Below are 22,855 nucleotides of genomic sequence, written 5' to 3'. Positions count from 1 at the left end.
AATCGTTTAAATGTTTAAAATGAATGCACAACTTAACAATTACACGTATACACAGTTAAAAATTACACAAAAAAAAATGCATGTAGACTTACCAGAAAAAAGATATTATAAAATAGGTGAAGTTGCCAAAGCGTTTGACGTAAATACTTCACTAGTTCGTTTTTGGGAAAAAGAATTTGATATCATTAAACCCAAAAAAAATGCGAAAGGAAATCGCTTGTTTACACAAGACGATATAAAAAACTTTAAGTTAATATTTAATCTTGTAAAAGAACGAGGATTTACATTAGAGGGGGCTAAACAAAAACTTAAGAAAGACCCAGAAGGAATAGTGCATAACCACGAAATTATTACTAGATTAGAAGGTGTGAAAGCAGAATTGATCAAAATTAAAAATCAATTGTAACATTTCGTTTGTTTGCATGTCTAACTTAGTAGGATAGTCCTTAATATTGTTCACAGTCTCAAGAATATTAGGTAGTTTTGTTGTACAAAAAATCAATCAAAAATTAAAATTTAGAAATTATGAAAAAATGGTTAATTCCAGTAATAGTAATCTTAGTTATTGTTTTCGGACTTTATAATTGGGGTAAAAACTTTAATAACGAAGCTGTTGTTTTACAAGAAGATGCAAAAACAACTTGGTCTAATGTAGAGAGCTCTTACCAACGTAGAAATGATTTAATTGGTAATTTGGTAAAAACGGTACAAGGAGCTGCAGATTTTGAAAAAGAAACCTTAACAGATGTAATTAATGCAAGAGCTAAAGCAACTTCTGTAAATATAAATGCAGGAGATTTAACACCAGAAAAAATGGCGCAATTTCAACAAGCACAAGCGGGAATGAGTGGAGCACTTTCTAAATTATTAGTGTCTGTAGAGCGTTATCCTGATTTAAAAGCAAATGCAAACTTTTTAGAACTGCAAAGTCAATTAGAAGGAACTGAAAATAGAATTAATGTTGCAAGAGATCGTTTTAATGAAGGTGTAAACAATTATAACAAACACATTAAAGTGTTTCCGAACTCTGTTTTGGCAGGAATGTTCAATTTTGATGAAATGGACCGTTATAAAGCAAACGCTGGATCTGAAAATGCACCAGATGTAGACTTTAATTTTAATAATAAAAAACAGTAATATGTCTAAAGTAGAAGCGTTTCTGTCTCCAGAAGAAGAACAAGAAATTATTTCTGCTATTAGAATTGCAGAGAAAGAAACTTCTGGCGAAATACGAGTGCATATTGAGGCTACCACAGAGAAGAATCATAATGAACGAGCGTTAGAAGTTTTTCATCTGCTAAAAATGAACAACACCAAAGATGATAATGCAGTGTTGATCTATGTTGCTGTAAAAGACAAGAAATTTGTTATTTATGGTGATAAGGGTATTAATAAAGTAGTTCCAAAAGACTTTTGGGATACCACTAAAAACATAATGCAAAATCATTTTAAGCAAGGTGACTTTAAACAAGGAATTGTAGACGGAATCTTAAAAGCAGGAAAAGAGCTACAAGCACATTTTCCTTGGCAAATTGATGATGAAGATGAACTTTCTAATGAGATTTCTAAAGGATGAATTTAAAAAAAGTTTTCAGTTTTCAGTTTTTAGTTCTCGGTAAAAAGACACTTACTTTACTTGCATTTTTATGCACATTAGGTCTTTTTTCTCAAGGTTTTAAAATACCAGAAATTCCAAAATTTCAGACTAGTGTTTATGATTATACGAGTTTATTAACTCCAAGTCAAAAAAATAGTTTAGAAAGTAAATTAGTTCGCTATTCAGATACAACTTCTACCCAAATTGTAGTGGCAATCATTGCATCAACCGAAGGTGAGAATATAAATTATTTAGCGGCTAATTGGGGAGAAAAATGGGGAATAGGTGATGCCGAAAAAGACAATGGTGTTTTAGTGTTATTGGCATTAAATGATAGAAAAATAGCAATTCAGGCAAGTAAAGGTACAGAGCACCTTTTAACCGATTTTCAGGCTAAAAGAATTATTGAGAGAGTTATTATACCAGAGTTTAAAAGAGGAGATTATTATAGCGGTTTAGACAAAGGATCTGATTATATTTTTAAAACTTTAAACGGAGAGTTTCAAGGTACAAGACAAAAAGAAGCAGAAGGGTTTGATCCTGGAGTTATCATTTTTATCATTATAGTAATTATTATTTTCATTTTAATTTCTAGAGGAAATAAAAATAACGGAAGTGGTGGTAGAGGTTTTAGAAGTGGATCTGTTGCTGGTGCTATTTTAGAAACCATTATTTTAAGTAACGCAGGTAGAGGAAGTGGAAGTTTTGGCGGAGGATTTGGGAGCTCATCTGGAGGCGGAAGCTTTGGCGGCGGAGGCGGCTTTGGTGGAGGTTTCGGAGGAGGTAGCTTTGGAGGTGGTGGTGCTTCTGGTGGCTGGTAAACTCCATTTTAATCTTTCTTGTTGGAAGAAAATCGAATTATAAAAAAATAAATAATAAACCCTTCAGAATAAAAAAACTGAAGGGTTTTAATATTAAAATAAATTGTATTGTTGATGAAAGTAATAACTGTAATTTTTAGTTTTCTGTCTTTAGTTAGTTGTCAGAATTTTGGTAGTTTAAAACTTATATCAGAATTATCAAAAGACTTAGAAGAGGTTTCTGGAGCAGAAGTAGTTGCCAATTCAGATTTAATTTGGATGCAAAACGATAGTGGAAATAAACCTAAAATTTACGGTGTTTCTGCTACCGGAAATATTGTGGAAGAGCTTACTATAAAAGAAAAAAACCACGATTGGGAAGACCTTGCATCCGACGAAGAAGGTAATCTTTACATTGGTGATTTTGGAAACAATGATAGTAAAAGAGAAAACCTTGTTATTTTAAAAGTAAAGCACGGTGATTTAACAAGTTCTAAAAAAATAAAAGTAGAAAAAATTAAGTTTTCTTATCCGGAACAAAAGAAGTTTCCACCTAAAAAGAAAAAACTATTTTTTGATGCAGAATCTTTTTTCTATTATAATAATTCATTTTATGTGTTTACTAAAAGTAGGGTAGAAGGAAAGTATGGTAAAACCTCTTTATACAAGGTTCCTGCTAAAGAAGGAAAACATGAAGCAGTATTTATTTCTGAATTTAATAATTGTAACGACAAGGAATGTTGGATTACTTCTGCAGATATTTCTGATGATGGAAGCAAAGTAGCATTATTGTCTCCAGCTGCTGTTTTAATTTTTACGGATTATAAAAACGATGATTTTTTATCAGGAAAATTAACCAAAATTCCATTAAATTCTTATTCTCAAAAAGAAGGAATTACTTTTAAAGACAATAATACTTTGCTAATTACGGATGAAAAATCAGATGGTGTTGGCGGTAATTTTTATGAGTTAAAGATATAGTATTACTTTTAGTTAATTTATCGATGTTTTGTATGGATCTAAGAAGTAGGTTCGTATTTTACATGGAGAACTAGTGCAATTTGTGTTACAAGAACAAAAATTATCTTTCTAATATAAAACGCTATCCTTTCTATTATATTCTAAACAGAAAGGATAGTATACAGCATAAGAGAGCCTCTGTTTTTATATAAACTTATAAATTAATAATCCCCAACCCAAAACGAAGCACAAACCACCTAAAGGAGTAATTGGACCTAAAAATTTTAATTTTTTATTATTGGCAGATGAAATTACCAAGCCATAAATAGAAAATGAAAATAAAATACTGCCAATTATAAAAAGGTAAATAATGTAGTTGTCTAATGTAGTTTGATGGTTTAACTGAAACCCTAAAACAAGCAATACAATGGCATGATACATTTGGTATTTAACACCAGTTTCAAAACTTTGAAGCTGTTCGGTATTCAATTTTTTCTTTAGAAGATGTGCACCAAAAGCACCAAAAATTACGGCTGTTAAACCAAAAAATGCTCCTGAAATTAATGCTATTTTATCCATATTTATTAAAAGTTGAATCCTAAATTAAGGGTTGCTCTTACTCCCTCGTCACCATTAAATACAGCTACATTTGCTACTAACATATTTGCTGCATTAAAGAAAACACCACCTCCCATAGAAGTATTAAACTTGGTATTGTTAAACGTTGTGTTTTGTTGTCCCCAAACAGTTCCATAATCAAAACCACCGTAAACACCAATATTTAGAGGTACGATACTTGTTTTAATTTTGCTTAAAAGCAAACGAAGGTCTGTAGATTGGTACACTGAATTTTTACCTGTAAATCGTTGATTTCTATAGGCTCTTAAACCATCATTTCCGCCAATACTTGCTGCTTGATACAGCTCATAAGAATCTCCAAAATTATAATGCCCTTTTAATTTAGTTGCTAAAACTAGTTTTCCGCTAGAAACCAATTTATAGTCAAAAGAAATAGCAGGAATTAAATATCCAAAATTGTTACTGTTTTTAAGGTTAGAAGTATATCCCACTTTTAAGGATGTTTTCATGCCCATTGTCGGAAAAGCAGTATTATCTGCGTTTTCAAACTGATAACCAGCTTCTGTATTTATAAATTGTTGATTGTTAAAAATGGCATTATTTGATGCGAAAGTATCACTTATAAACCTGTTAGGTGTTTGTTCTACTTTAAAATTCTGAAAATTTACACCTACTTTTATAGTTCCATCCAAATCTCCTTTCCACTGTATAAAGGTACCAGCACTCAATTCTTTTATTCTAAGTCTGTTGTATTCTTCGTCTTTAATTTCATGAGGAGCATTTAGGTTTATAGAACTATTCCCTAAACCAAAATAATTCATTGCAAAATTAGGACTTGTAAAACGTGCTTTAACTCCGAGGTTCCAGTTTTTTAAAACGTTTGCAAATTCGCTAGAATAATCAAGTTCAAAACCATTCGTTGCAAAATAATAAGAAGCATTTAAGGTGTGTTGAGAAGTAAACGGGTTTCTCTCAAAACCAAAAGAAGTATATACATTAGATACCCCCAGTTTTACACCATCATCAGCATTAAAACCTATAGTTGGAGATATGATAAACTGATTGTTTTTATGTTTCTTGTAATCGTAGACATTGGTTTCGTAATTATCCGTTAACTTTTTACTACCCTTGTTGGTTAAAAAAGTATTTTTCTTTGATTTAAAATCATAGATTTTCACTTTTTTTCCATTTAATATATTGTAAATATCATTGTTTTGACCACCAATAATTCTAAGTTTTATAAACTTATCAGAATCACCTTTAACAACAAAAGTATCATCATCATCTAAACCATAAATCCAAATTTCTTTAGTTTCAGACTTCTTGTAGGTTCGTTCATGAAAAATGGTTCCTTTTTCACCTTTTATAATTCGGTATCCAGTTATTTTTGTGCTACCATTAGAGGTTCGTTCAATATCAAACCAATCATCTTTGTGCGTTCCTTTTATAGCTTGAAATTTATTTAGATGTTGAAAATAAGCATCAGAAATTTTTTGTAAATTCTTTCTTCTTCCCTGTAATTTTCTTTTTATTTCGGATACCGTGTTGTCTCTAACTTCCTCAGGGAAATTAGTAAAAGCATCTTCTATAACTCCATCTGTAAGATTGGTAGTGATTAATTTTACTTGTGCATCCCAATCGTCTTTATTAGCTGTAGTTATTAAAGCCATATCTAAAGGATAAGGAGATAAGTTAAACCATTTAGGGCTTCTAATATCTTCTTTATAAGATTGCATTGCACGTAATGCAGGTATTATTCTTGTTGTGAAATTCAGTAAAAAACCATCACCAAAAATAGCAAAAGCTTGGTCTCTATCTCTTGGTACTGGTCTGTAAATAGTTTGATCACCTTCTTCAAAAACAGCCCATCTCCATTGGTCTTGGTGTCTGTCCCAATCTCCAATTAACATGTCAAACAAACGTGCTTTTATGTATGCTTTTTCGTCTAAAATATGATGCTCATTTTTACTTAATTCTTTTAATAAATCATCTGTACTAATTATTTCATCAGAAAAACCGAAGCTTTGTTTGTCTCCATGTCCAGAAGCAGCTCTCTCTTCAATCATGTATAGTTCATCACCAAATTCATCATTAAAACTCCCTAAACTATTTTGTTTAGGAATGTAATATAAAACAGGGTTTGTATGATAAACACCAACCGCATCAGCTAATTTACCAATAGTAAATGGTGCGTACGGGTGCGAGCCAGTAAAAACATCATTTAACAATCCTTCTGTAGCAGTGTTGTTAAATTGTCCTTCTATATATTGGTCTTTAAAAGCGACTGCCTGTAAATACTGAACAGCATTTTTACGGAGGGCGCGCATTACATATTCTCTACCTTTTGGATCTTCAAGTCTTAAAGATTTAGATTGATGTCCGCCACCTTTTCTAACAGGTTTTAATCCGCCAAAAAGGGTGTCTAAACGCACAGTTGGTGCAATTACTTCTGTTCCGAAATATTTTCTGTAACGTTCTCCCCATAAAAAACGATAAACACCACTTTTATCAACTTCTTCTTTGGTGTAAATTGATGCTTTTTTTTCTGTAATTTTAGTGTCAGAAAACGGTGCAAAGTTACTGTTTTCATTGGCAGGTAAAACTTGTGTAGAATACACAATTTTATCATCTTTTACAGTGTAAAAAGCAACGTTAGAAGATCCATCTTCATAAACATCTAACTTTGCAAAACCTTGTGTTCCGTATGTGAATTTTGCGTTTCCTGTTAATTTTGTCGCCATAGATTTAGAGCCAGAACCACTTATTATTTGAGGTAAATTATCTGCTACGATGTATTGTAAGTTGTGGTCATGACCAGAAACAAAAATCGTTTTATCATTTTCTTGAGAAAGTGTGATAACACGTTTTCTAAGTTCGTTGTATTTTTTATTTTGAATATCGGTATTGGATAGTCCAGAGGTTTCTCTAATTAGATTTTTAAGAGAACCTAAAACAGGTAAGGGGCTCATGTGACTCTTAAAAGAATATTTACCGCCATGAGAACCGTTTGTAAACATTGGGTGGTGTAACGCTACAATAGTTGTTTTTCCTCTTGCTTTTTTTATCAGTCCTTCAAATTCATCAAAGAATTTTTCTCTTGTTTTAATTTCACATTCATCATTAATTGTTGGGTGCTTGTCCCAATTTGTTAAATACCAATGTGTATCTACAATAATTAAAACAATGTCATCAGAAATATTAACTTTTTCTAACGGACAACCATTATTCGGTAAAAAAGCCGATTTTCCCAATGCTTTTTCAACTAATTTTTCTTCTCTTTTTAGGCCATCTAAACCATGATACCAATCATGATTACCAGGAATAAAAATAGAGTTTCCTTTAAATTCTTTAGCAACATTGGTTTGTGCTTCAATTCTTCTTTTGGCTAAAGGATAGTTTTTAGATGATTTTTCTGGAATACCGGTTTCATACACATTGTCTCCTAAAAAAAGTAAAGTTGACTTTTCTGACGCGTTTTTAATATGTTTTTTTAAATATTTTAAAGCAGGAGAATCTTCTTCTAATGTTGAGTTTCCTGCATCTCCAATAAGGTAGAAACTATGTTCAATTTTAGAATGATCTTTTTCCGATTTATTAGATTGATCTTCTGCAATTTGCATTTCTATGGTTGCGCAGGCAGAAGTAAATAAGAAAAGTAAAAAGAATATGGAGTATCTGAGTAGTTTCATAAGTGCTAAAATAACTATTTTAAAATTGAGTTTTTATATCGTTGCAATTCTTCTTTGGTATCTATGTCTAAGAAGTCTGTTGGTATTGTAGAAAAAAGAACTTCGTTTTTCTTTTTATTGATGAATTCTTTTGCGCCTTTGTCTCCTTTTATCAGTAATAAATCAGAGAAATATTTTTTAGGGAATATTGCAGGAACACCTAGTTTTTGTCCATAATTAGATGCAATAATTATATCCTTATTTTGTTCAAATAAATGAAGCATATCTTCTAAATAAGAAATTTCAATAGCGGGTTGATCTGCTAATAAAATAAAAATTCCATCAAAATGATAGTTCTTCTTTTTAAAATACTTTATTCCAGCAACAATACTTGAACTTAATCCGTTTTCGAAATTGGTATTCTCAATAAATTGAATGTTTTTGGTTTTTGTTTCTGATTTAATTTTATCAGAATTTGCACCTAAAACACAAAATATAGTAGAATTGTAAACACGTTGTATTTTCTCTAAAGTGATTTCTAATAGTGTTTTATGATTGATTTTCTCTAACTGTTTTATGCTATTCATTCTAGATGATTTACCAGCAGCTAAAACTAAAATAGCAATGTTTTTCATAAATTTATGTATGAATTTTTCCTGTTAGATTTCTTAAAGAAAAAGGCTCTTTTTTTCTAATTACAGAAAGTATTTCTGCAACAATAGAAACGGCAATTTCTTCTGGAGTTTGTGCACCAATGTGTAAACCTGCTGGTGTATAAATAGTGTCTAAAAATTCGTCAGAAATATCTGGTACAAATTCAAAAAGTTCATTAAACAAACGCTCTCTTCTGTTAGGAGCTCCTAAAATACCAATATATTTTGGTGTGTATTTAGACAATTTTATAGTGTATTTTAAATCTTGAACGTAACTATGATTCATAATTACTATAGCCGTATTTTCTTCAATATTAGAAAACTGAATAGTTTCTGGAGAGTTACCACTCACAGAATTTGCTCCAGGGAAATCTTTTAATTTTTTACTATCTTTTGCGCAGGTAATTACATCAATTTCCCAACCTAAAGTTGCAGCTACTTTACAGAGTTTAACCGCATCATGTTCGCCTCCAATAATTATCAATCTAAAACTAGGTTGTACTATTTGAGAATAAATAGAAACATCATTTTTATTTTTAGGATCAAAGTCTTTTGAAAATTGAAATTGTTTTTTATTGTTAAAAGTAATTACAGAACCAAAATTACCGAAAGCTTCGTTTTCATCGGTAAAATAACTTGCAATATGTATGGTTTCTCTCTTAGAGTTTGCTTCAGAAAACTGAGTTAAAAAGTTGTTAGTAATTGATAACGGTTCTATTAAAATGTACAAAATACCTTCGCAACCTAATTTGTATCTTCCATCATAGGTAATCACTTTTGGTTTGTTATCAACAAAAACACTTTTAGCTCTGTGTTTAATTTCTTTTTCTACACAACCACCACTTACGGCACCAATAGAACTTAAATCTTCTGAAATTAACATTCTTACCCCAGGTTTTCTGTAAGAAGAACCTTCTAAATATACCACGGTTGCCAATACATTTTTCAATCCTTTTTGTTGATTGATGACTGCCTGATTTATAATTTCTTTAAGTTCGTGATTCATTAATAAAAACTAAAATTTAGGTTTAAAGATAAAACTTTTGATGATTCTTTTAAAAGGTACTAAAAAAAACTTGCCATTTTAAAATTGATAAAAATGAATATCAATTTAAAATGAATAGCCAATAGCAAAGTTAAAAACGGGTTCATCTGCTCTAAAATCCCAACGTTTTCCTTCTTCTAAAGAAGGATCATGAAAAGGAGCTGCCAAATCAAAACGGATTACAAAACCCTGTACATCTATACGCAAACCAAAACCTGCGCCCATACCTAACTCATTTATAAAGTTAGACGTAAATTTATCTCTAACATTACCATCCGCATCATTAAAATCTGAATTTGAAACGGTATTCCAAACATTACCAGCATCGGCAAAAACGGCTCCTTTTAAAATAGAGTAAATAGGAAAACGGTATTCTAAATTTGCCTCTAAACGAACATTTCCTGTTTTATCAAAGAATGAACTTGTGCTTTCTGTGTCGTCATCATTATAAGTTCCGGGTCCTAAAGATCTAATATTAAAAGCTCTTACACTATAAGGGCCACCTGCATAATATTGTTTTACAAATGGTATTACATCAGAATTTCCGTAAGCATAACCATAACCAGCAAAGAATCTGGTAGCAATTGTTTGTTCTTTTTTAGAGCCAAAATTATAATGATACCTTACATCTACATCTGCTTTTGCATATTGTGCATATTCCAACCCTAAAAAGGTATTGGTTTCTGTTGTTTTTTTATCAAACAAACTAATAGAATTACCTGCCACATCTAATGTAGATTGCAAATAAAATTGATGTTCTTTTGCTGCATTCAACATTTCATTATAGGTAAAAGAAAATGTAAGTCCGCTTATAAATTGTTGATCAAAACTGCTTTGTAAAAACGAGTTATTATCTAATATTTCTTGAAACTCGTCTGTTGTATTAGATAAACGTGTATAGTTTATGGAAATCGGGTTAAATTCATACGTTATGTATTTATTTGCATTCCAAGTATATCCAAAAATACCGGTACCAGATAAAAGTGTATACAACTGACTTCTATTTAAGTAGGTTGCGCTTAAACTTGTCTTTGTTTTTGGAATAGAATAATCAAAATAATCTTTATTGATTTTAAATGGAGTAATCATTCTAGGGAAAATAAGTTCGCTTTTTAGGCCCAGTTCTAAACTACTTAAACCAGAACTTCCACTAGAAATTTGTGTTTCATAGCCAATATTTGTGCTAATATTTAACGTTTCTCCTCCTTTAAACAAGTTTCTGTTGCTGTAAGTTAAAGACAATTCTGGTCCTGCAAAATTATTAGACTTTGTAACAGCTTGTAATTCTGCTCGTAGTGCTCGTTTTGTTAATGGTGATAAAAAAATATTGGCTTCTAAACTAGCTATTGTATCTGTAATAGAATCTTTTGTTTCTTTATATTGAATGTTTACAAACTTATAAACACCGATAGAGGAAAGTCTTCTAGCGGTATTCTTTGAGGTGGATGGGTTAAAGCGTTCACCTTCTTTTAAAGTGATAAATTCGTCTAAATATTTTGGTTTAAAATAAACGGAATCTTGATAATAGTTCTTGTCCTGAAAACGAACACTACTAACATTTGTAGAATCATTTAAATTATAATTAGGGAAAATATTAATGGTTTTAATTTGATACGGAATGGTCGATTTTTTAGGAACGTTTGCTTTCAATTTTAAAAATAAATCGAATTTTTTACTATTGCTTTTATACTGATTGGTATCTGCTTCAAAAAGTAAAAAATCTGGATTAAAATTATAATAGCCATTATTCTTTAACGCTGCATCTAGCCGTAATCTTTCTAATTTTAAACTACCCAAATCGAAGCGCATATTTTTTTGAAATGGGGCGGTTGTAGTCAATCTTTTTATTTCGTTATAAATTGGTGAAACCATGCTATCTATTTGGTAAGAAGCCATTTTATAAGGAGCAGGAACTTTTAAATTATAGACAATTGCTGCTTCTTTCTTCTTTTCTTTAAAGTTAGCGGCTATAGTACTGTAGAAAAAACCATAGTTTTCTAATTTATTTCTTAGAATATTTTCATTTTCTATCACATTTATATCAGATTGATACACCGGTTTCTGTCCGATTTTTTTATATAACCATCTACTTAAAAAACTAGGTTTTTCTTGCTGATTTTTATAGTAATAATACAAACCAAGATGCATTCCTAAAAACTTTGTGTTGGGTTTTGGGCTTAATACTGTAACTAAATCGTCTTGTAATTCTTTTATCTTTGTTACTGTAGAGTCTGCTTTAATTACTATGCTAGCACCGGTGTACAAACGCTTATCTTCTGGAATGTGTTTTTTGATGCCACAACCGTAAATAAAAACGAATAGTGCTATTAAAAAGAGTTGTTTTTTATAGATTTTTTTCAAAATTCAGTTACTTTTTATTTTCTGATTTTTCAGTATTATTTGTTGTTTTGGGTGCTGTTTGTTCGTCTTCTTTCTTTTTAGTTTCACTGTCTTTTTTAGCACTCAAAATAGAATCCCAAAGTTGATGAAATTCATTAAATTCTTTGGTGAAAATTAATGCAATTCCGCTTACAATAGTTTGTCCGTCAATAACATTTTCAAATTCACTTTTTCTAAAACCTCTAACACGGTATCTGCCATCTTCTGTAATTTTATATTCTAAACTAACATTACCAATTAATGGAGATTTTTCTTCCGTAGAGCTGCTACCTTGTATGTCTACTTCGCTACCAACTCTAACAGTTAAACGGTCATTAAATAATTTTTTTTGAGCAGCAACATCCAATTGTGTTCTATCGGTTGGAGCATCACCTTGGTAATCTGTAAAACTATTTAAACCAAAGTCTAATTCTATGCCAGAACTTCCTAGAATTTTATCAGAAAAAGAATTTAATTGTCCAGAAACGGCATCATTTAAATTGTTTTTAGCAATGGTTGCAAAACCACCAGAACTACCATCACTTCCAGCATCTGGATAAAATCGATTTAAAACTAACAAAGAAAAAACTTGCCTATTTAATTCATCTTCTTGTTGATTCACTTGCTGCACACGTTCATAAACCTGACCGCTAATTGCACCTTGTTGGTCTTCTGGCATGTCTAAATTAAAAGATATTTTTGGTTGTAACAATTCTCCTCCAATATTTAAATAGACATTAAAAGGCAGTACTTGTTTGTATTTGTTTTTGGTTGATGAATCTTCACCAGATGTTTGTGAAGCCATTAGGGTAGAAGCAGATGTTTTTAAGGTATAGCTTGTGCGGATGTCTAACTTAGCATCCAGTGGATCTCCTGCCCAAGAAATTCTACTTCCAGGAACTAAAACAAATTTTCTATCTACAACATTGTACAAGTTAAGTTCGTAATGTCCGCTAGCTACTTCATAAGCTCCTGTTAATGTCAAACGACCATTTGGTGTCATTAATAAAATAAAATCACCATCACCAGAAATTTTAAAATTATCACCAGTTTCTTTGTTGATAATAACTTTTACTGCAGCTTTCTTATCAATCTTTAAGACTGCATTTAGGTCAAACCCTGTAATTATTGCTGTTTGTTCTTCTTTTTGAGTTAAAATAGCATCCGGGTTTTCTCTATTTACAAAAGCAACCACACCATCTCTTTCCTCGATGTTTGCGTAACTAGAAGGCATTACATAAGTAACATCAGTATCTGAACCAACCACTAATTTTGCGCTTAATTTAGGGACTTGTAAATCTCCAGTTAGTTTTGCATCAACATTAAAAGAAACTTTTCCGTAAAGAGATTCATTAATTTTCTTTGTGGCATTTAGCACTCTAAATTTATTCGCTTTAATGTCTAAATTAAATGTAGGGTTTATAAAACTCTTAGTATTTATAGATCCAGAAACAACTAATGCATTTTTTTCGGCATCTAAAACTGTAAAATTAGATAATGTTAAACCACTGTTATCTACATTTAAAGATTCGTTTTGTAAATTAAATTTCGAGTTAAGTTTGGTAACTTTAAAAGCGGCATTTGTAAAAAGTAAACTCCCTTTATATTTGGGTTCAGATGTTTTTCCTGTTACTTTAAAATTTCCAGAAAGACTACCAGAGGTTTCTTTAATTTCACCGAATGAAAGTGTGTTTAAAGCCTCCATTTTAAAGTTGTTAATTAGTAGGTCTAAATTTAAATTAGCATCATTATTATCTACAAAATAATCTCCTTTTAGATCTAAATCTATAGTACCTTCTTTTAATGCAGCATTAAAATCATACTTTCCGTTTTCTAAAGATTTGGCATCTAAACTTAATTTACCAAAGTCCGTTTTTAATACTTGTAATTGACTAATATCTAGATTGGCAATAATACCTGTATCTCCAAAAGGTTGTTCTAAAATAAAATCGCCATTTAAAATTCCTGTGGTAATTTCATTTTCTGGACTTAAATAATTAAAAACTTCATTGATTTGAAAGTTTTTATAATTTACAGCGATATGATCTTTTGTAATACGCGGAATTTTATCTGTAATTTCTATAGATTGATTGCCTTTACTAATTTTAAAGTCGGAAAATGAGAGTTTATTATCTTCAAATACAACAGCATTGGTTTTAGGGATTTTCCATTTATTACTATTCAACAATAAACTGTCTTGGTCTATAGTAAACGTTAATTTATCGCTGTTACCAGTGATTTTGGTGTTTACATTCATTAATTTTTCACCGTTGTAGAAACCTAAAAAATTAAGTGATAATTCGTTGTTTTGTTGAATCCCTGTAATAATTGTTTTTGGCACGTTTAAAGGTCCTGCGGTAATTTCTTTAAAGCCTAAGTTAAAATTGAAGTCTTCTTTATCTGTAAGCATAGAAAAAGACAAACTGTCTAATTCGTTATCACTAAAATTAATGTGAGGAGCTGTAATTTTAGCCGTCAGTTTTTGTTTTTTCTCTTTAAAATTAACATCAATATTTATGGTGTCTAAATCTTTTAAATTTACCAAAAAGACATCTTTTAAAAGTGGTGTTTGAGAAATTTTTGCTTTTAATTTTAAATTTACTGGGTTTTTTATGCTGTCAGAAATAGTAACGTCTCTATAAAAGTAACTGGCAACATGACGCTGTAAGGCAGTACTAAATGTTTGTGGGTCTGTGTTTGATTCTAAATTTAAATCAATCATTTTATTTTTGATAGAAACAGCCGTTGTGTCTTTATCTACAAAAGCATTAACAGTAAAATCTCCTACTAAAAATGTTCTGTTGTTGTAGATGGCTACACCATTTTTTATGTTGCTATTTACCGTGTACTTTTTTTGGTTTCCTTTAAAGTCTAAAGAAAGTTCCATACCCGTTTTTACCTTTCGCTGCATTAAACCAAGCGCTTCTAAATCTGCACCAATTAGATTTAAATTTACAGTTGCTTTTGTGTTTATAGAGTCTAAATTTACATTGGCAATTAAATCTAAGTTTAAATTTTTATCTTTATAATTGGAAGTAATTTTACCAACCCTGTTTTTAAAATTTCCTTCTATTTGTAAGTCTTTAATTTCATACTTTTCTAATTGAAATTTAGAAATGGTTGTTTTTAAAGTGGCGTCTAAATCTTGGAGATCTTTACCGCTTCCTTCGGAGTTTAATTGGACACTTAATTCACCGAAATTAGGATTCATTAAAAGAGTACCTACATTGTAGTTTTCAATTTTGATATCGGTACTATAGCTAATTTTAGCCTTGTTTTTAAAGTTTCCTGTAATTGTTGCAATACCTTGCGATGTCTTTATTTTTGTATTGGTAACAATGTTACTTAAAGTTCCTTTTGCATTACTCGTTATTAAAATGTCTTCTGGTAAATGAATGCCTAATGCTTTTTCATCTACAATTTGCAATAGATCTTTTCGTTTTGTCTTTGCCGTAAAATTAGCAATGTTCAGTTGTAGTTTATCTAAATTTGTGCTGTTTTTAATGTTTCCGTCTAAAGATATTTTGGTGTGTTCACCCCAATTAATGTTGGTGTTGGTAATGTTTAAATCAGCTAAAACTCCATTAGTATTTATTTTTCCGAAAAGTTCTTCTTTACTTAACTTAGCTACATATTCGTTTTGTTTTAAACTGGGCTGAAACGTAAAAAGTTCTTCTAAAAAGAGTGAGAAAGACGGAATACCTAAGTTAATTTTTGTGTTTTCTGGTGATGAAATTAATTGAGAAAGTGATTTATAATTAGCATTTGCAAAACCAGCAATCATACTTTTTCCTAATGAGACTTTAAGATTAGAAACTTTTAATTCTGTATCTGTTATTTCTGTGTTTAATACCAGTTTTCTTAACCTAAATCCTGATTTTTCATAAAAATCAAAAGCACTTAATTGCAAACCTGATTTTTTGTCTTTTAAGAAAATATCGGAAGCTTTTAAGGTGAATTCTTCTAAAACAAGTGCATTCGGATTAAACTTGTTTTTGACAACTTTCGCGTTATTTACAAAATACTGAATCTTGTTGTTATCTAAGTTGATAGCATCTATTTGCACATCAAAATCTGGCCAGTTAATTGCGATCTCTTTGTTGGTAGATGCTTCTTTAATGTTTGTTGTATTTGTTGAAGCTGTTTTTAAAAGAATATCAGAATTTTTAAACTCAACAGTAGTAAGATGAATGCGGTTTTCAGATAAATTTATTTCAGGGATTTCTGTGTAAAATTCATCAATATGTACATCAGCAATTAATTTGTCTTGCGGATTTTCAAAATAAGCTTCAACCTTTTTAAGAGAAAGCTTATTTACAGATAAAGTGGGTAAAATACTTTCTGTAGTTGACGTATTTGAAATTACAGGTGTTTGAATAAGTCTAATATTTGAATTAGAAAGAGTAATTTTATCAGCATTAAAAATCATTTTTTGCAAATCAACTTTATCCATATTGGCAGTTAGATTTCCAATTTTAAAATGACTGTCAATTCCTAATACATCATCTTTAAAAACAACATTAATATCTGATAAATCAAGATTTCCAAGAACAATATCTATAGGTTCAGAAACTGTTTCTTCTACAACAGGAGTGGAGTCTTCTGATGCAAATGCATCTATTAAAAATTGAAAATTATACCCAGAAAGACTGTCTTTTCTTATAATATTGGCACGTAGACCATGCCATTCTAAATTGTCTACACCAACGCCACCACCTTTAATCATTGCCAAAAGAGGTAGATTTGCTTCTAAAGATTTAGAATAAACTAAAGTATCTCCTTTGGTATCTTCTAGATATAAACCTTCTAATTGCAAGCCTCCTTTAAATGTTAAAAAAAGCTTGTCTACAGTGATTTTTGTGTTTGTTTTATCGGTAACATAGTTTACTGCTTTATCAACAATAATACTTTGTCCCCAAGGGCTTCTAATAAAGAGTATTAAAAAACCAACAAGAATGATAAACCCTAAAAAAACTCGTAAGAATCTCCTTAAGAATCGATATTTTTTATTCTTTATTTTTTTAGACACTGTAACTGACAATTTTAGTTGTGCAAATGTAACTTGCTATTTCTATTCAAATTGTCCTTATATCATAATTTTTTAACTCTTTTGCTAAAATTTAACGATTTGAGCTTTAAACAAAACTTTTTTCAGACTCTTATTCTTTGTAACCTATTTTACAAGTTTCACATTCATAATTATCTTCATTTATTGTGATGCCACTCACATTTTTTTCTACAATTTTATTGATAAAGCTATTATACGTTTGATCGTTTCCAACCAATTTATTTCCTTTATTTTGTTTGTAAAATTCACCTTCCCATTCTTGTTTTCCCCAACAGTTTGGGCAAATTCCTACAGGTGCTTTTGTAGAAGTGTTTCCTTCTACTTTAGAATCAAAGTAATTTTTAATATTTTCTATGAGGTTCATCATGTATGGTTTTAAGTTAGACTAATTCAGTATCAATAATAACTTCACTTTGTAAGGTTTTATGAACCGGACATTTAGCTGCAATTTCTTTTAAACGTTGTTTCTGTTTATCATCTAAATTACCTACAAACTTCAATTTCTTTTGTAAATGATCAAAACGAGTTGGTTTTTCTACATCAATATTTAAATCGTCGCTGTGTTCTTTAGAATAAGTAATATACACAAAGACTTCTTGTAAATCCCATTTTTTACGTTCTGCATACATTTTTAAAGTCATTACTGTACAAGCTGCTAAACCTGCGCTTAAAAAATCATACGGAGAAGGGCCAAAATCATCACCACCAACATTTGCAGGTTCATCAGCAATAAAAGAATGCTTTTTAGTCTGAATAGATGTTGTGAAATTATCTTCTAACAGGTTTAAATGGCCAACTAACTGTTCACCATCTGTAGAAATCATGCTGTTTTCTTCTGGCTCAAAATAACGTTCTACCCAAGTACCAATCATATTACCCACATAAATGCTATCTGATGATTTTGATAATAAATGATCTGCATCATCTAAACTTACAAAACTCTTTGGATGCATGGCATTATGATAAATTTCATGCGCATTTTCTATACCCACTACTTGATCAAAAGGAGCGTGCATTACCAGAATTGGCTTACGTAAATTTTTGATGATTTTTGGTAAATCTGTTTTATGAAAATTGTTTACAAATTCTTGATTTATCTTAAAAGGACGACCTCCGATTTTAACTTCTACGTCACCTTTTTCTGGAATTTCTTCCATTCCATGAGAAAATAAATGTGTTACGTGACTCACTGTTGCTGGTGAGCCAACCGTTGCCACGGCTTTTATGTTTTCTAGTTTTGATGCAGCTACAATAACTGCTGCTCCGCCTAAAGAATGACCCACTAATAAAGAAGGTGCTTTATAATTTTCTTCTAAAAAAGCACTCACATCTAACAAATCTTCCACGTTGGCAGAAAAATGACTTTCGGCAAATTCACCTTCACTTCTTCCTAAGCCTGTAAAATCGAAACGTAAAACGCCAAAACCGTGATTAGATAAAGAACGACTGATGTTTTTTACTGCATTAAAATTACTGTTGCAAGAAAAACAATGTGCAAAAATGGCAAATTGATTTGGTTTCTGGTTTGCAGGTAATTCTAAATATGCTTGTAATTTTAAGCCTTTCCTATTTTTAATTTCTAATCTTACAGTGTTCATTCTTTTTTTGATTTTTTAAATAGTCGAAATAAGGTGAGGAACTTTACATTTGTCTATGTTTTTAGAGAATTGGTTTACTAAAAGGTTCAACTTTGGGTTGATGTAATTTTTACAAAATGGCTTATTTGGATTCGATTGATAATAATTTTGAAATTCCTCGGTAGAAGGTTTAAAGTTTTTAAATTCTAATGTTTTAGTAATAATGCTATCACTGAAACTTCCTTGTAATTCTTCAATAATTTTTAAACTTTCTTGTTTTTGTTGATGAGAAAAATAATAGATCGCAGACCGATATTTTGTTCTCATAGAATGGTTGCTCGTGCTTTTATGCGTTAATAAATGGATTTCAATAAGCGTTTTTAAATCGATCTTTTCGATATTAAAATGAACAATAACAGCCTCAGAAAAACTATTATTTGTTTCTGTTGATGCAACCCAACCTTGTTCCACTTTTTCTACTCCAATTAGAGTTTGAAAAACGGCTTCTGTACACCAATGACAACTACCACCAAAAGCAATTTTGGTTAATTCCATTGTAATTGTTTTCTTTCTGTCCAGTATGCATCTGGAGAAACTTTTAAAGAATTTAAAGTTTCTATATCATCAGCAGATAAGGTAAAAGAATTCATTTCTAAATTCTGTTTTAACTGTTTAGTAGAACTTGCACCACTTAAAACGTTGCTTTCCGGAATTGTTTGTGCGCAATATTTTAATGAAATAGCATCCACACCAACGTTGTGTTTTTTTGATAAACTTTCTAAAGTGGCGTACATTTTTGTATAATTTGGGTAGTTTTCATTCTTAAAAACTCTTCCATTTGCCAAAGCCTCTTTAATTACAATCGATTTATTTTGACGAACTAATTCCGCTGAAACTTCTATTAAACTTTGATCTAAAAAATTATAGGTTACTTGAAATAAATCAAAAACTGGCGCTCCATCAACCAAAACATTTAAAGCTTTTTTAATGACTTCAACTTGGTTAGTTCCTGTTGTGGTTAATCCTATTTTTAGATTGTATTCCTTTTTTAAGAAAGCCAATTGTTCTAAAACTTCGGTATTCTCTAAAACACCAGTTTCTAAAGTTGCAGAATGAATTTGATACACTTTTAAATAGGGGAGGAGTTGTTTAGAGAAATTCCACTGCTCATTTAATTTAGACAAACTATGCTCTTTTACCTCGTGAACCGTTGCGTTTGCATCAAAATTTGCGGTGTACGTATACCCCCATTTTGTAGCAACTTCAATAGAATTGTCATCTTTGGTTTGTACCCATTCTAACAATAATTCTTCTGCTAAACCGTAACCTGGAGCCGTATCAAAATAACGAATTCCTAAATGATAAGCTTCTTCTAAAACAGCAAAACTCTGGTTTCTAAATTCCGTTAAGTCAGAATTATCACATTCTTCTGTTCTAACATTAATGTATTGAGGTCTTCCTAAAGCTGCGGTTCCTAATCCTAATTTCATTTTTGTATTATTTTAAGAGACCTCACAGGTTTTTAAAACCTGTGAGGTCTTAATTTGTAAATAGTTTTATGAACTACAAGACAACATAGAGCAACCTACTTTATTTCTTGCCCATTCTGGTCTTTTTGCAAACCATTTTTCGTTTTCTGTTTGTTCTGCATATGGATTTTTTAAGAGTTGAAATAATTCATCAATTAAAGCGTAATTTCCGTTATCTGCTTCATCAATTGCCATTTGAGACATATAGTTTCTAAGCACATATTTAGGATTAACCAAATCCATTTTTTCTTTTCTTTCTTCGGATGAAATTCGTTCTATTTGAAGTCTTTCATCGTATTTTTTGAACCACAAATCCCAATTATGTATTACTTCATCAGAAATGTTTTCAAAGTCGTAAAAAGCTTCTTTTATCAACTTTAAACCCGATTTATCACCTGTAAAATTGCTTAAATTTCTAAAGAAGATCGTCATATCTGTTTCTACTAATTGTAAAGTATCCTCTAAATTCTGAATCAATTTTAGATCGTCTTCATCCGAAGTAGATAAACCTAATTTAGATTTCATCATCTGTAAAGATTGTATTTCAAAATCGATTTTATATTGTTCTAAAATAGCATTTAAAGGGTCTACTTCTTCAATAATTGGATACAACGCATTGGCTAGTTGATACAAATTCCACAAACCAATATTTGGTTGATTTCCGTATCTATAGCGTTTATGCTGAATGTCGGTTGTATTCGGTGTCCAACCAAAATCGAACCCTTCTAACCAACCATAAGGCCCAAAATCTATGGTTAAACCAAGAATAGACATGTTATCTGTATTCATTACTCCGTGTACAAAACCAACACGTTGCCAATGAATAATCATTTTTAAAGTACGTTCTGAAACTTCCTTAAAAAAGTTGATGTAATTTTCTTTGGATGGTTTTCCTAAATGTGCAAAATGATGTTTAATGGTATAATCCATCAAACCTTTTAAGTTTTTTAGGTCTTTTCTAGCTGCAAAAATTTCGAAACTACCAAAACGTAGAAATGAAGGAGAAATTCTAGAAACAATAGCACCTTTTTCGTAAGCCGGATTTCCATCGTATAAAACATCTCTTAAAACATTATCACCAGACAAACTTAAAGACAAAGATCTTGTGGTTGGCACGCCCAAATGAAACATGGCTTCTGCACATAAATATTCTCTAACGGACGACCGTAAAACAGCCAAACCATCTGCAGTTCTAGAATACGGAGTTTCGCCAGCTCCTTTTAATTGTACTTTCCAGTTTTTAGTATGGTGTTCAACTTCAAACAAATTAATAGCTCTTCCGTCGCCTAATTGTCCTGCCCAATTTCCAAATTGATGTCCTGCATAACACATGGCATACGGTTTTGTATTTGGGTAAATTTCGTTTCCGGTTACAATATTTTTAAAGAATTCTGATTGTGTGTCTTCCTCAGAAATACCTAATTCAGTAGCCATTTCTGGTGAAACATGTAGCACTTCTGGTTTTGCTGTTTTCTTTGGATCTGCATAAGAAAAAGCAGCATTTTCTACTTGTCTTCTTGTGTTTTCTAAATTAACATCCGAAGGGTTTTCTGCTGTAAAAGTGTCTTTTATGTTTAGGTTCATCATAATGTATCAATCCATTTAAGAAGGTCTTTATCCGAAGGATTTCTTAACTTTTTAGTGTTTATTGTAATTGTAGGAAAATTTAGTTTTCTATTTTTATACAAGTTACGTAATTCCTCTGCATTTTCTACAGACTTTTCTATATCTAAAAACGCGTAATCTAAATTACGCGTTTCTAAAAATGTTTTATAATATTGAGTTTTATGACATCTTTCTGTGCCAAATAATTTAATCATCTTATTTTAATTTATCTGCATGCAATTGTCTCAATTTCGATAATTTAGGCTCTATCACAAAAGTACAGTATCCTTGTCCGTTATTATTTTTGTAAAAATCTTGATGTTCTTGCGTCGCTTTATAAAAAATAGGCAATGCACTTAATTCAGTTACTATTTTATCATCATAATAACCCTGAATTTGCTTCAAAACTTCTATTGCAATCTGTTGCTGATTATTATCGTGATAAAAAACTACAGAACGATATTGAGTTCCTCTGTCTGCTCCTTGCTGGTTTAAAGTTGTAGGATCGTGCGTGGTCATAAAAATGACTAAAATATCTTCATAAGAAATTACACTTGTATCAAACGTGATTTGAATCACTTCTGCATGACCCGTTAAACCAGAACAAATTTCTCTGTAGGTTGGTTCACCAGGTACGTTTCCGCCAGCATAACCAGAAATAACTTTTTCTACACCTCTTACTTCTTGAAATACAGCTTCTGTACACCAAAAACATCCACCTCCTAAAGTGGCGATTTGTAAATTTTTATTCATTTTTATTTTCTTTATCATTTCGAAACAGTGGGTTTTAACCCATTTCAAAGCATAAAAAATCTTTGCGCACTCTGCGAAAAATCTTTGAGTCTTTGCGGTTAAAGAATCTTATTTTGTTTCTAAAATCATAGATTCAGAATTAATACAATAACGCAAACCACTTGGTTCTGGTCCGTCAGGAAAAACGTGTCCTAAATGACCATCGCAAGTATTGCACATTACTTCTACTCTTACCATACCAAAAGAAACATCTTTATGATATTTAATGGCGTTTTCTTTAATAGGTTGCGTAAAGCTTGGCCAACCAGAACTAGAATCGAACTTTATAGTAGAGTCAAATAATGGCGTATTACAACAAACACAATTGTATTGCCCTTCATCATAGATACTACACAAAGCACCAGAATTTGGTCTTTCTGTACCCTTGTGTCTTGTGATTCTAAATTGTTCTGCAGTTAATTGATCTCTCCATTCTTTTTCAGATTTTTCTACTCTTCTGTCTGGAATTGGATTTCCTTTTACACTAAAGTTTATAATTTCTTTCCAAGTAAGCATATTTGTTTCCTTTTTATTAAATTAGTATGATTATGCTATCGAGTTTTTTAGACGTAAAAACACTTGTTTCCTTACAAATAATTGTTA

19 protein-coding genes are annotated in these 22,855 nt (G+C 30.9%); 5 read left to right on the top strand and 14 right to left on the bottom strand.

Annotated features, from left to right (window positions below; genetic code table 11):
- Positions 1-76: 76 nt before the first annotated feature.
- From WG945_RS08225 to WG945_RS08205, 5 genes are all read left to right on the top strand, one after another.
- Complete coding sequence (locus WG945_RS08225) at positions 77-406, top strand: MerR family transcriptional regulator (RefSeq protein ID WP_068447189.1); 330 nt, start codon at positions 77-79, stop codon at positions 404-406.
- A gap of 119 nt (positions 407-525) precedes the next feature.
- Positions 526-1,137, top strand: coding sequence for a LemA family protein (locus tag WG945_RS08220; RefSeq protein WP_068446903.1), 612 nt, complete (start codon positions 526-528; stop codon positions 1,135-1,137).
- Position 1,138: 1 nt separating this feature from the next.
- Positions 1,139-1,576 (top strand): TPM domain-containing protein, encoded by a 438-nt coding sequence (locus WG945_RS08215; RefSeq protein ID WP_068446901.1) that lies wholly within the window; start codon positions 1,139-1,141, stop codon positions 1,574-1,576.
- Complete coding sequence (locus WG945_RS08210) at positions 1,573-2,418, top strand: TPM domain-containing protein (protein WP_068446899.1); 846 nt, start codon at positions 1,573-1,575, stop codon at positions 2,416-2,418. The genes WG945_RS08215 and WG945_RS08210 overlap by 4 nt, the downstream gene beginning before the upstream one ends.
- Positions 2,419-2,532: 114 nt before the next feature.
- The gene (locus WG945_RS08205; RefSeq protein WP_068446898.1) at positions 2,533-3,378 is read left to right on the top strand and encodes a hypothetical protein; all 846 of its coding nucleotides are present in this window, start codon (positions 2,533-2,535) and stop codon (positions 3,376-3,378) included.
- Positions 3,379-3,561: 183 nt separating this feature from the next.
- On the opposite strand, the gene WG945_RS08200 is transcribed toward WG945_RS08205, so the two are convergent.
- From WG945_RS08200 to msrB, 14 genes are all read right to left on the bottom strand, one after another.
- Positions 3,562-3,936 (bottom strand): DUF423 domain-containing protein, encoded by a 375-nt coding sequence (locus tag WG945_RS08200; protein ID WP_068446897.1) that lies wholly within the window; start codon positions 3,934-3,936, stop codon positions 3,562-3,564.
- A gap of 5 nt (positions 3,937-3,941) precedes the next feature.
- A complete protein-coding gene (locus tag WG945_RS08195; RefSeq protein WP_068446895.1) occupies positions 3,942-7,625 on the bottom strand; it encodes a metallophosphoesterase in 3,684 nt (1,227 codons plus the stop codon).
- A 14-nt stretch (positions 7,626-7,639) separates the two neighbouring features.
- A complete protein-coding gene (locus WG945_RS08190) occupies positions 7,640-8,239 on the bottom strand; it encodes a nucleotidyltransferase family protein (RefSeq protein WP_068446893.1) in 600 nt (199 codons plus the stop codon).
- Between the two features lie 4 nt (positions 8,240-8,243).
- Entirely contained in the window at positions 8,244-9,263 is a 1,020-nt protein-coding gene (locus tag WG945_RS08185; protein WP_068446891.1) for an XdhC family protein, read from the bottom strand.
- A gap of 105 nt (positions 9,264-9,368) precedes the next feature.
- Positions 9,369-11,663 carry a BamA/TamA family outer membrane protein gene (locus tag WG945_RS08180; RefSeq protein WP_068446888.1) on the bottom strand — a complete coding sequence of 765 codons (2,295 nt, stop codon included), beginning with the start codon at positions 11,661-11,663 and terminating at the stop codon, positions 9,369-9,371.
- A gap of 7 nt (positions 11,664-11,670) precedes the next feature.
- Positions 11,671-16,710: a translocation/assembly module TamB domain-containing protein gene (locus tag WG945_RS08175; protein WP_231874431.1), complete on the bottom strand. Its 5,040-nt coding sequence runs from the start codon at positions 16,708-16,710 to the stop codon at positions 11,671-11,673.
- A gap of 130 nt (positions 16,711-16,840) precedes the next feature.
- On the bottom strand, positions 16,841-17,113 hold the full coding sequence (locus WG945_RS08170) for a hypothetical protein (RefSeq protein ID WP_068446884.1): 273 nt from the start codon (positions 17,111-17,113) through the stop codon (positions 16,841-16,843).
- Positions 17,114-17,129: 16 nt separating this feature from the next.
- Complete coding sequence (locus tag WG945_RS08165; RefSeq protein WP_068446882.1) at positions 17,130-18,347, bottom strand: bifunctional alpha/beta hydrolase/OsmC family protein; 1,218 nt, start codon at positions 18,345-18,347, stop codon at positions 17,130-17,132.
- Positions 18,348-18,362: 15 nt separating this feature from the next.
- A complete protein-coding gene (locus WG945_RS08160; protein WP_068446880.1) occupies positions 18,363-18,881 on the bottom strand; it encodes a peptide-methionine (S)-S-oxide reductase in 519 nt (172 codons plus the stop codon).
- On the bottom strand, positions 18,872-19,816 hold the full coding sequence (locus WG945_RS08155; RefSeq protein ID WP_068446877.1) for an aldo/keto reductase: 945 nt from the start codon (positions 19,814-19,816) through the stop codon (positions 18,872-18,874). The genes WG945_RS08160 and WG945_RS08155 overlap by 10 nt, the downstream gene beginning before the upstream one ends.
- A 66-nt stretch (positions 19,817-19,882) precedes the next feature.
- Positions 19,883-21,439: a protein adenylyltransferase SelO gene (locus WG945_RS08150; protein WP_068446875.1), complete on the bottom strand. Its 1,557-nt coding sequence runs from the start codon at positions 21,437-21,439 to the stop codon at positions 19,883-19,885.
- Positions 21,439-21,675, bottom strand: a complete 237-nt coding sequence (locus tag WG945_RS08145) for a glutaredoxin family protein (RefSeq protein WP_068446873.1) — start codon at positions 21,673-21,675, stop codon at positions 21,439-21,441. The genes WG945_RS08150 and WG945_RS08145 overlap by 1 nt, the downstream gene beginning before the upstream one ends.
- Before the next feature lies 1 nt (position 21,676).
- The gene (gene msrA, locus WG945_RS08140) at positions 21,677-22,213 is read right to left on the bottom strand and encodes a peptide-methionine (S)-S-oxide reductase MsrA (RefSeq protein ID WP_068446871.1); all 537 of its coding nucleotides are present in this window, start codon (positions 22,211-22,213) and stop codon (positions 21,677-21,679) included.
- Positions 22,214-22,321: 108 nt separating this feature from the next.
- Entirely contained in the window at positions 22,322-22,768 is a 447-nt protein-coding gene (gene msrB, locus WG945_RS08135) for a peptide-methionine (R)-S-oxide reductase MsrB (RefSeq protein WP_068446869.1), read from the bottom strand.
- Between the last annotated feature and the right edge of the window lie 87 nt (positions 22,769-22,855).

The organism is Polaribacter atrinae (assembly GCF_038023995.1).
In the GTDB taxonomy this organism is placed as follows: domain Bacteria; phylum Bacteroidota; class Bacteroidia; order Flavobacteriales; family Flavobacteriaceae; genus Polaribacter; species Polaribacter atrinae.
This window is presented reverse-complemented; position numbering and strand designations above follow the sequence as displayed.

Excerpts from the sequence above, each read along its gene's own strand:
- WG945_RS08225 (WP_068447189.1), top strand. The coding sequence starts at position 77 with ATGCATGTAGACTTACCAGAAAAAAGATATTATAAAATAGGTGAAGTT.
- WG945_RS08220 (WP_068446903.1), top strand. The coding sequence starts at position 526 with ATGAAAAAATGGTTAATTCCAGTAATAGTAATCTTAGTTATTGTTTTC.
- WG945_RS08215 (WP_068446901.1), top strand. The coding sequence starts at position 1,139 with ATGTCTAAAGTAGAAGCGTTTCTGTCTCCAGAAGAAGAACAAGAAATT.
- WG945_RS08210 (WP_068446899.1), top strand. The coding sequence starts at position 1,573 with ATGAATTTAAAAAAAGTTTTCAGTTTTCAGTTTTTAGTTCTCGGTAAA.
- WG945_RS08205 (WP_068446898.1), top strand. The coding sequence starts at position 2,533 with ATGAAAGTAATAACTGTAATTTTTAGTTTTCTGTCTTTAGTTAGTTGT.
- WG945_RS08200 (WP_068446897.1), bottom strand. The coding sequence starts at position 3,936 with ATGGATAAAATAGCATTAATTTCAGGAGCATTTTTTGGTTTAACAGCC.
- WG945_RS08195 (WP_068446895.1), bottom strand. The coding sequence starts at position 7,625 with ATGAAACTACTCAGATACTCCATATTCTTTTTACTTTTCTTATTTACT.
- WG945_RS08190 (WP_068446893.1), bottom strand. The coding sequence starts at position 8,239 with ATGAAAAACATTGCTATTTTAGTTTTAGCTGCTGGTAAATCATCTAGA.
- WG945_RS08185 (WP_068446891.1), bottom strand. The coding sequence starts at position 9,263 with ATGAATCACGAACTTAAAGAAATTATAAATCAGGCAGTCATCAATCAA.
- WG945_RS08170 (WP_068446884.1), bottom strand. The coding sequence starts at position 17,113 with ATGAACCTCATAGAAAATATTAAAAATTACTTTGATTCTAAAGTAGAA.
- WG945_RS08165 (WP_068446882.1), bottom strand. The coding sequence starts at position 18,347 with ATGAACACTGTAAGATTAGAAATTAAAAATAGGAAAGGCTTAAAATTA.
- WG945_RS08160 (WP_068446880.1), bottom strand. The coding sequence starts at position 18,881 with ATGGAATTAACCAAAATTGCTTTTGGTGGTAGTTGTCATTGGTGTACA.
- WG945_RS08155 (WP_068446877.1), bottom strand. The coding sequence starts at position 19,816 with ATGAAATTAGGATTAGGAACCGCAGCTTTAGGAAGACCTCAATACATT.
- WG945_RS08150 (WP_068446875.1), bottom strand. The coding sequence starts at position 21,439 with ATGAACCTAAACATAAAAGACACTTTTACAGCAGAAAACCCTTCGGAT.
- WG945_RS08145 (WP_068446873.1), bottom strand. The coding sequence starts at position 21,675 with ATGATTAAATTATTTGGCACAGAAAGATGTCATAAAACTCAATATTAT.
- msrA (WP_068446871.1), bottom strand. The coding sequence starts at position 22,213 with ATGAATAAAAATTTACAAATCGCCACTTTAGGAGGTGGATGTTTTTGG.
- msrB (WP_068446869.1), bottom strand. The coding sequence starts at position 22,768 with ATGCTTACTTGGAAAGAAATTATAAACTTTAGTGTAAAAGGAAATCCA.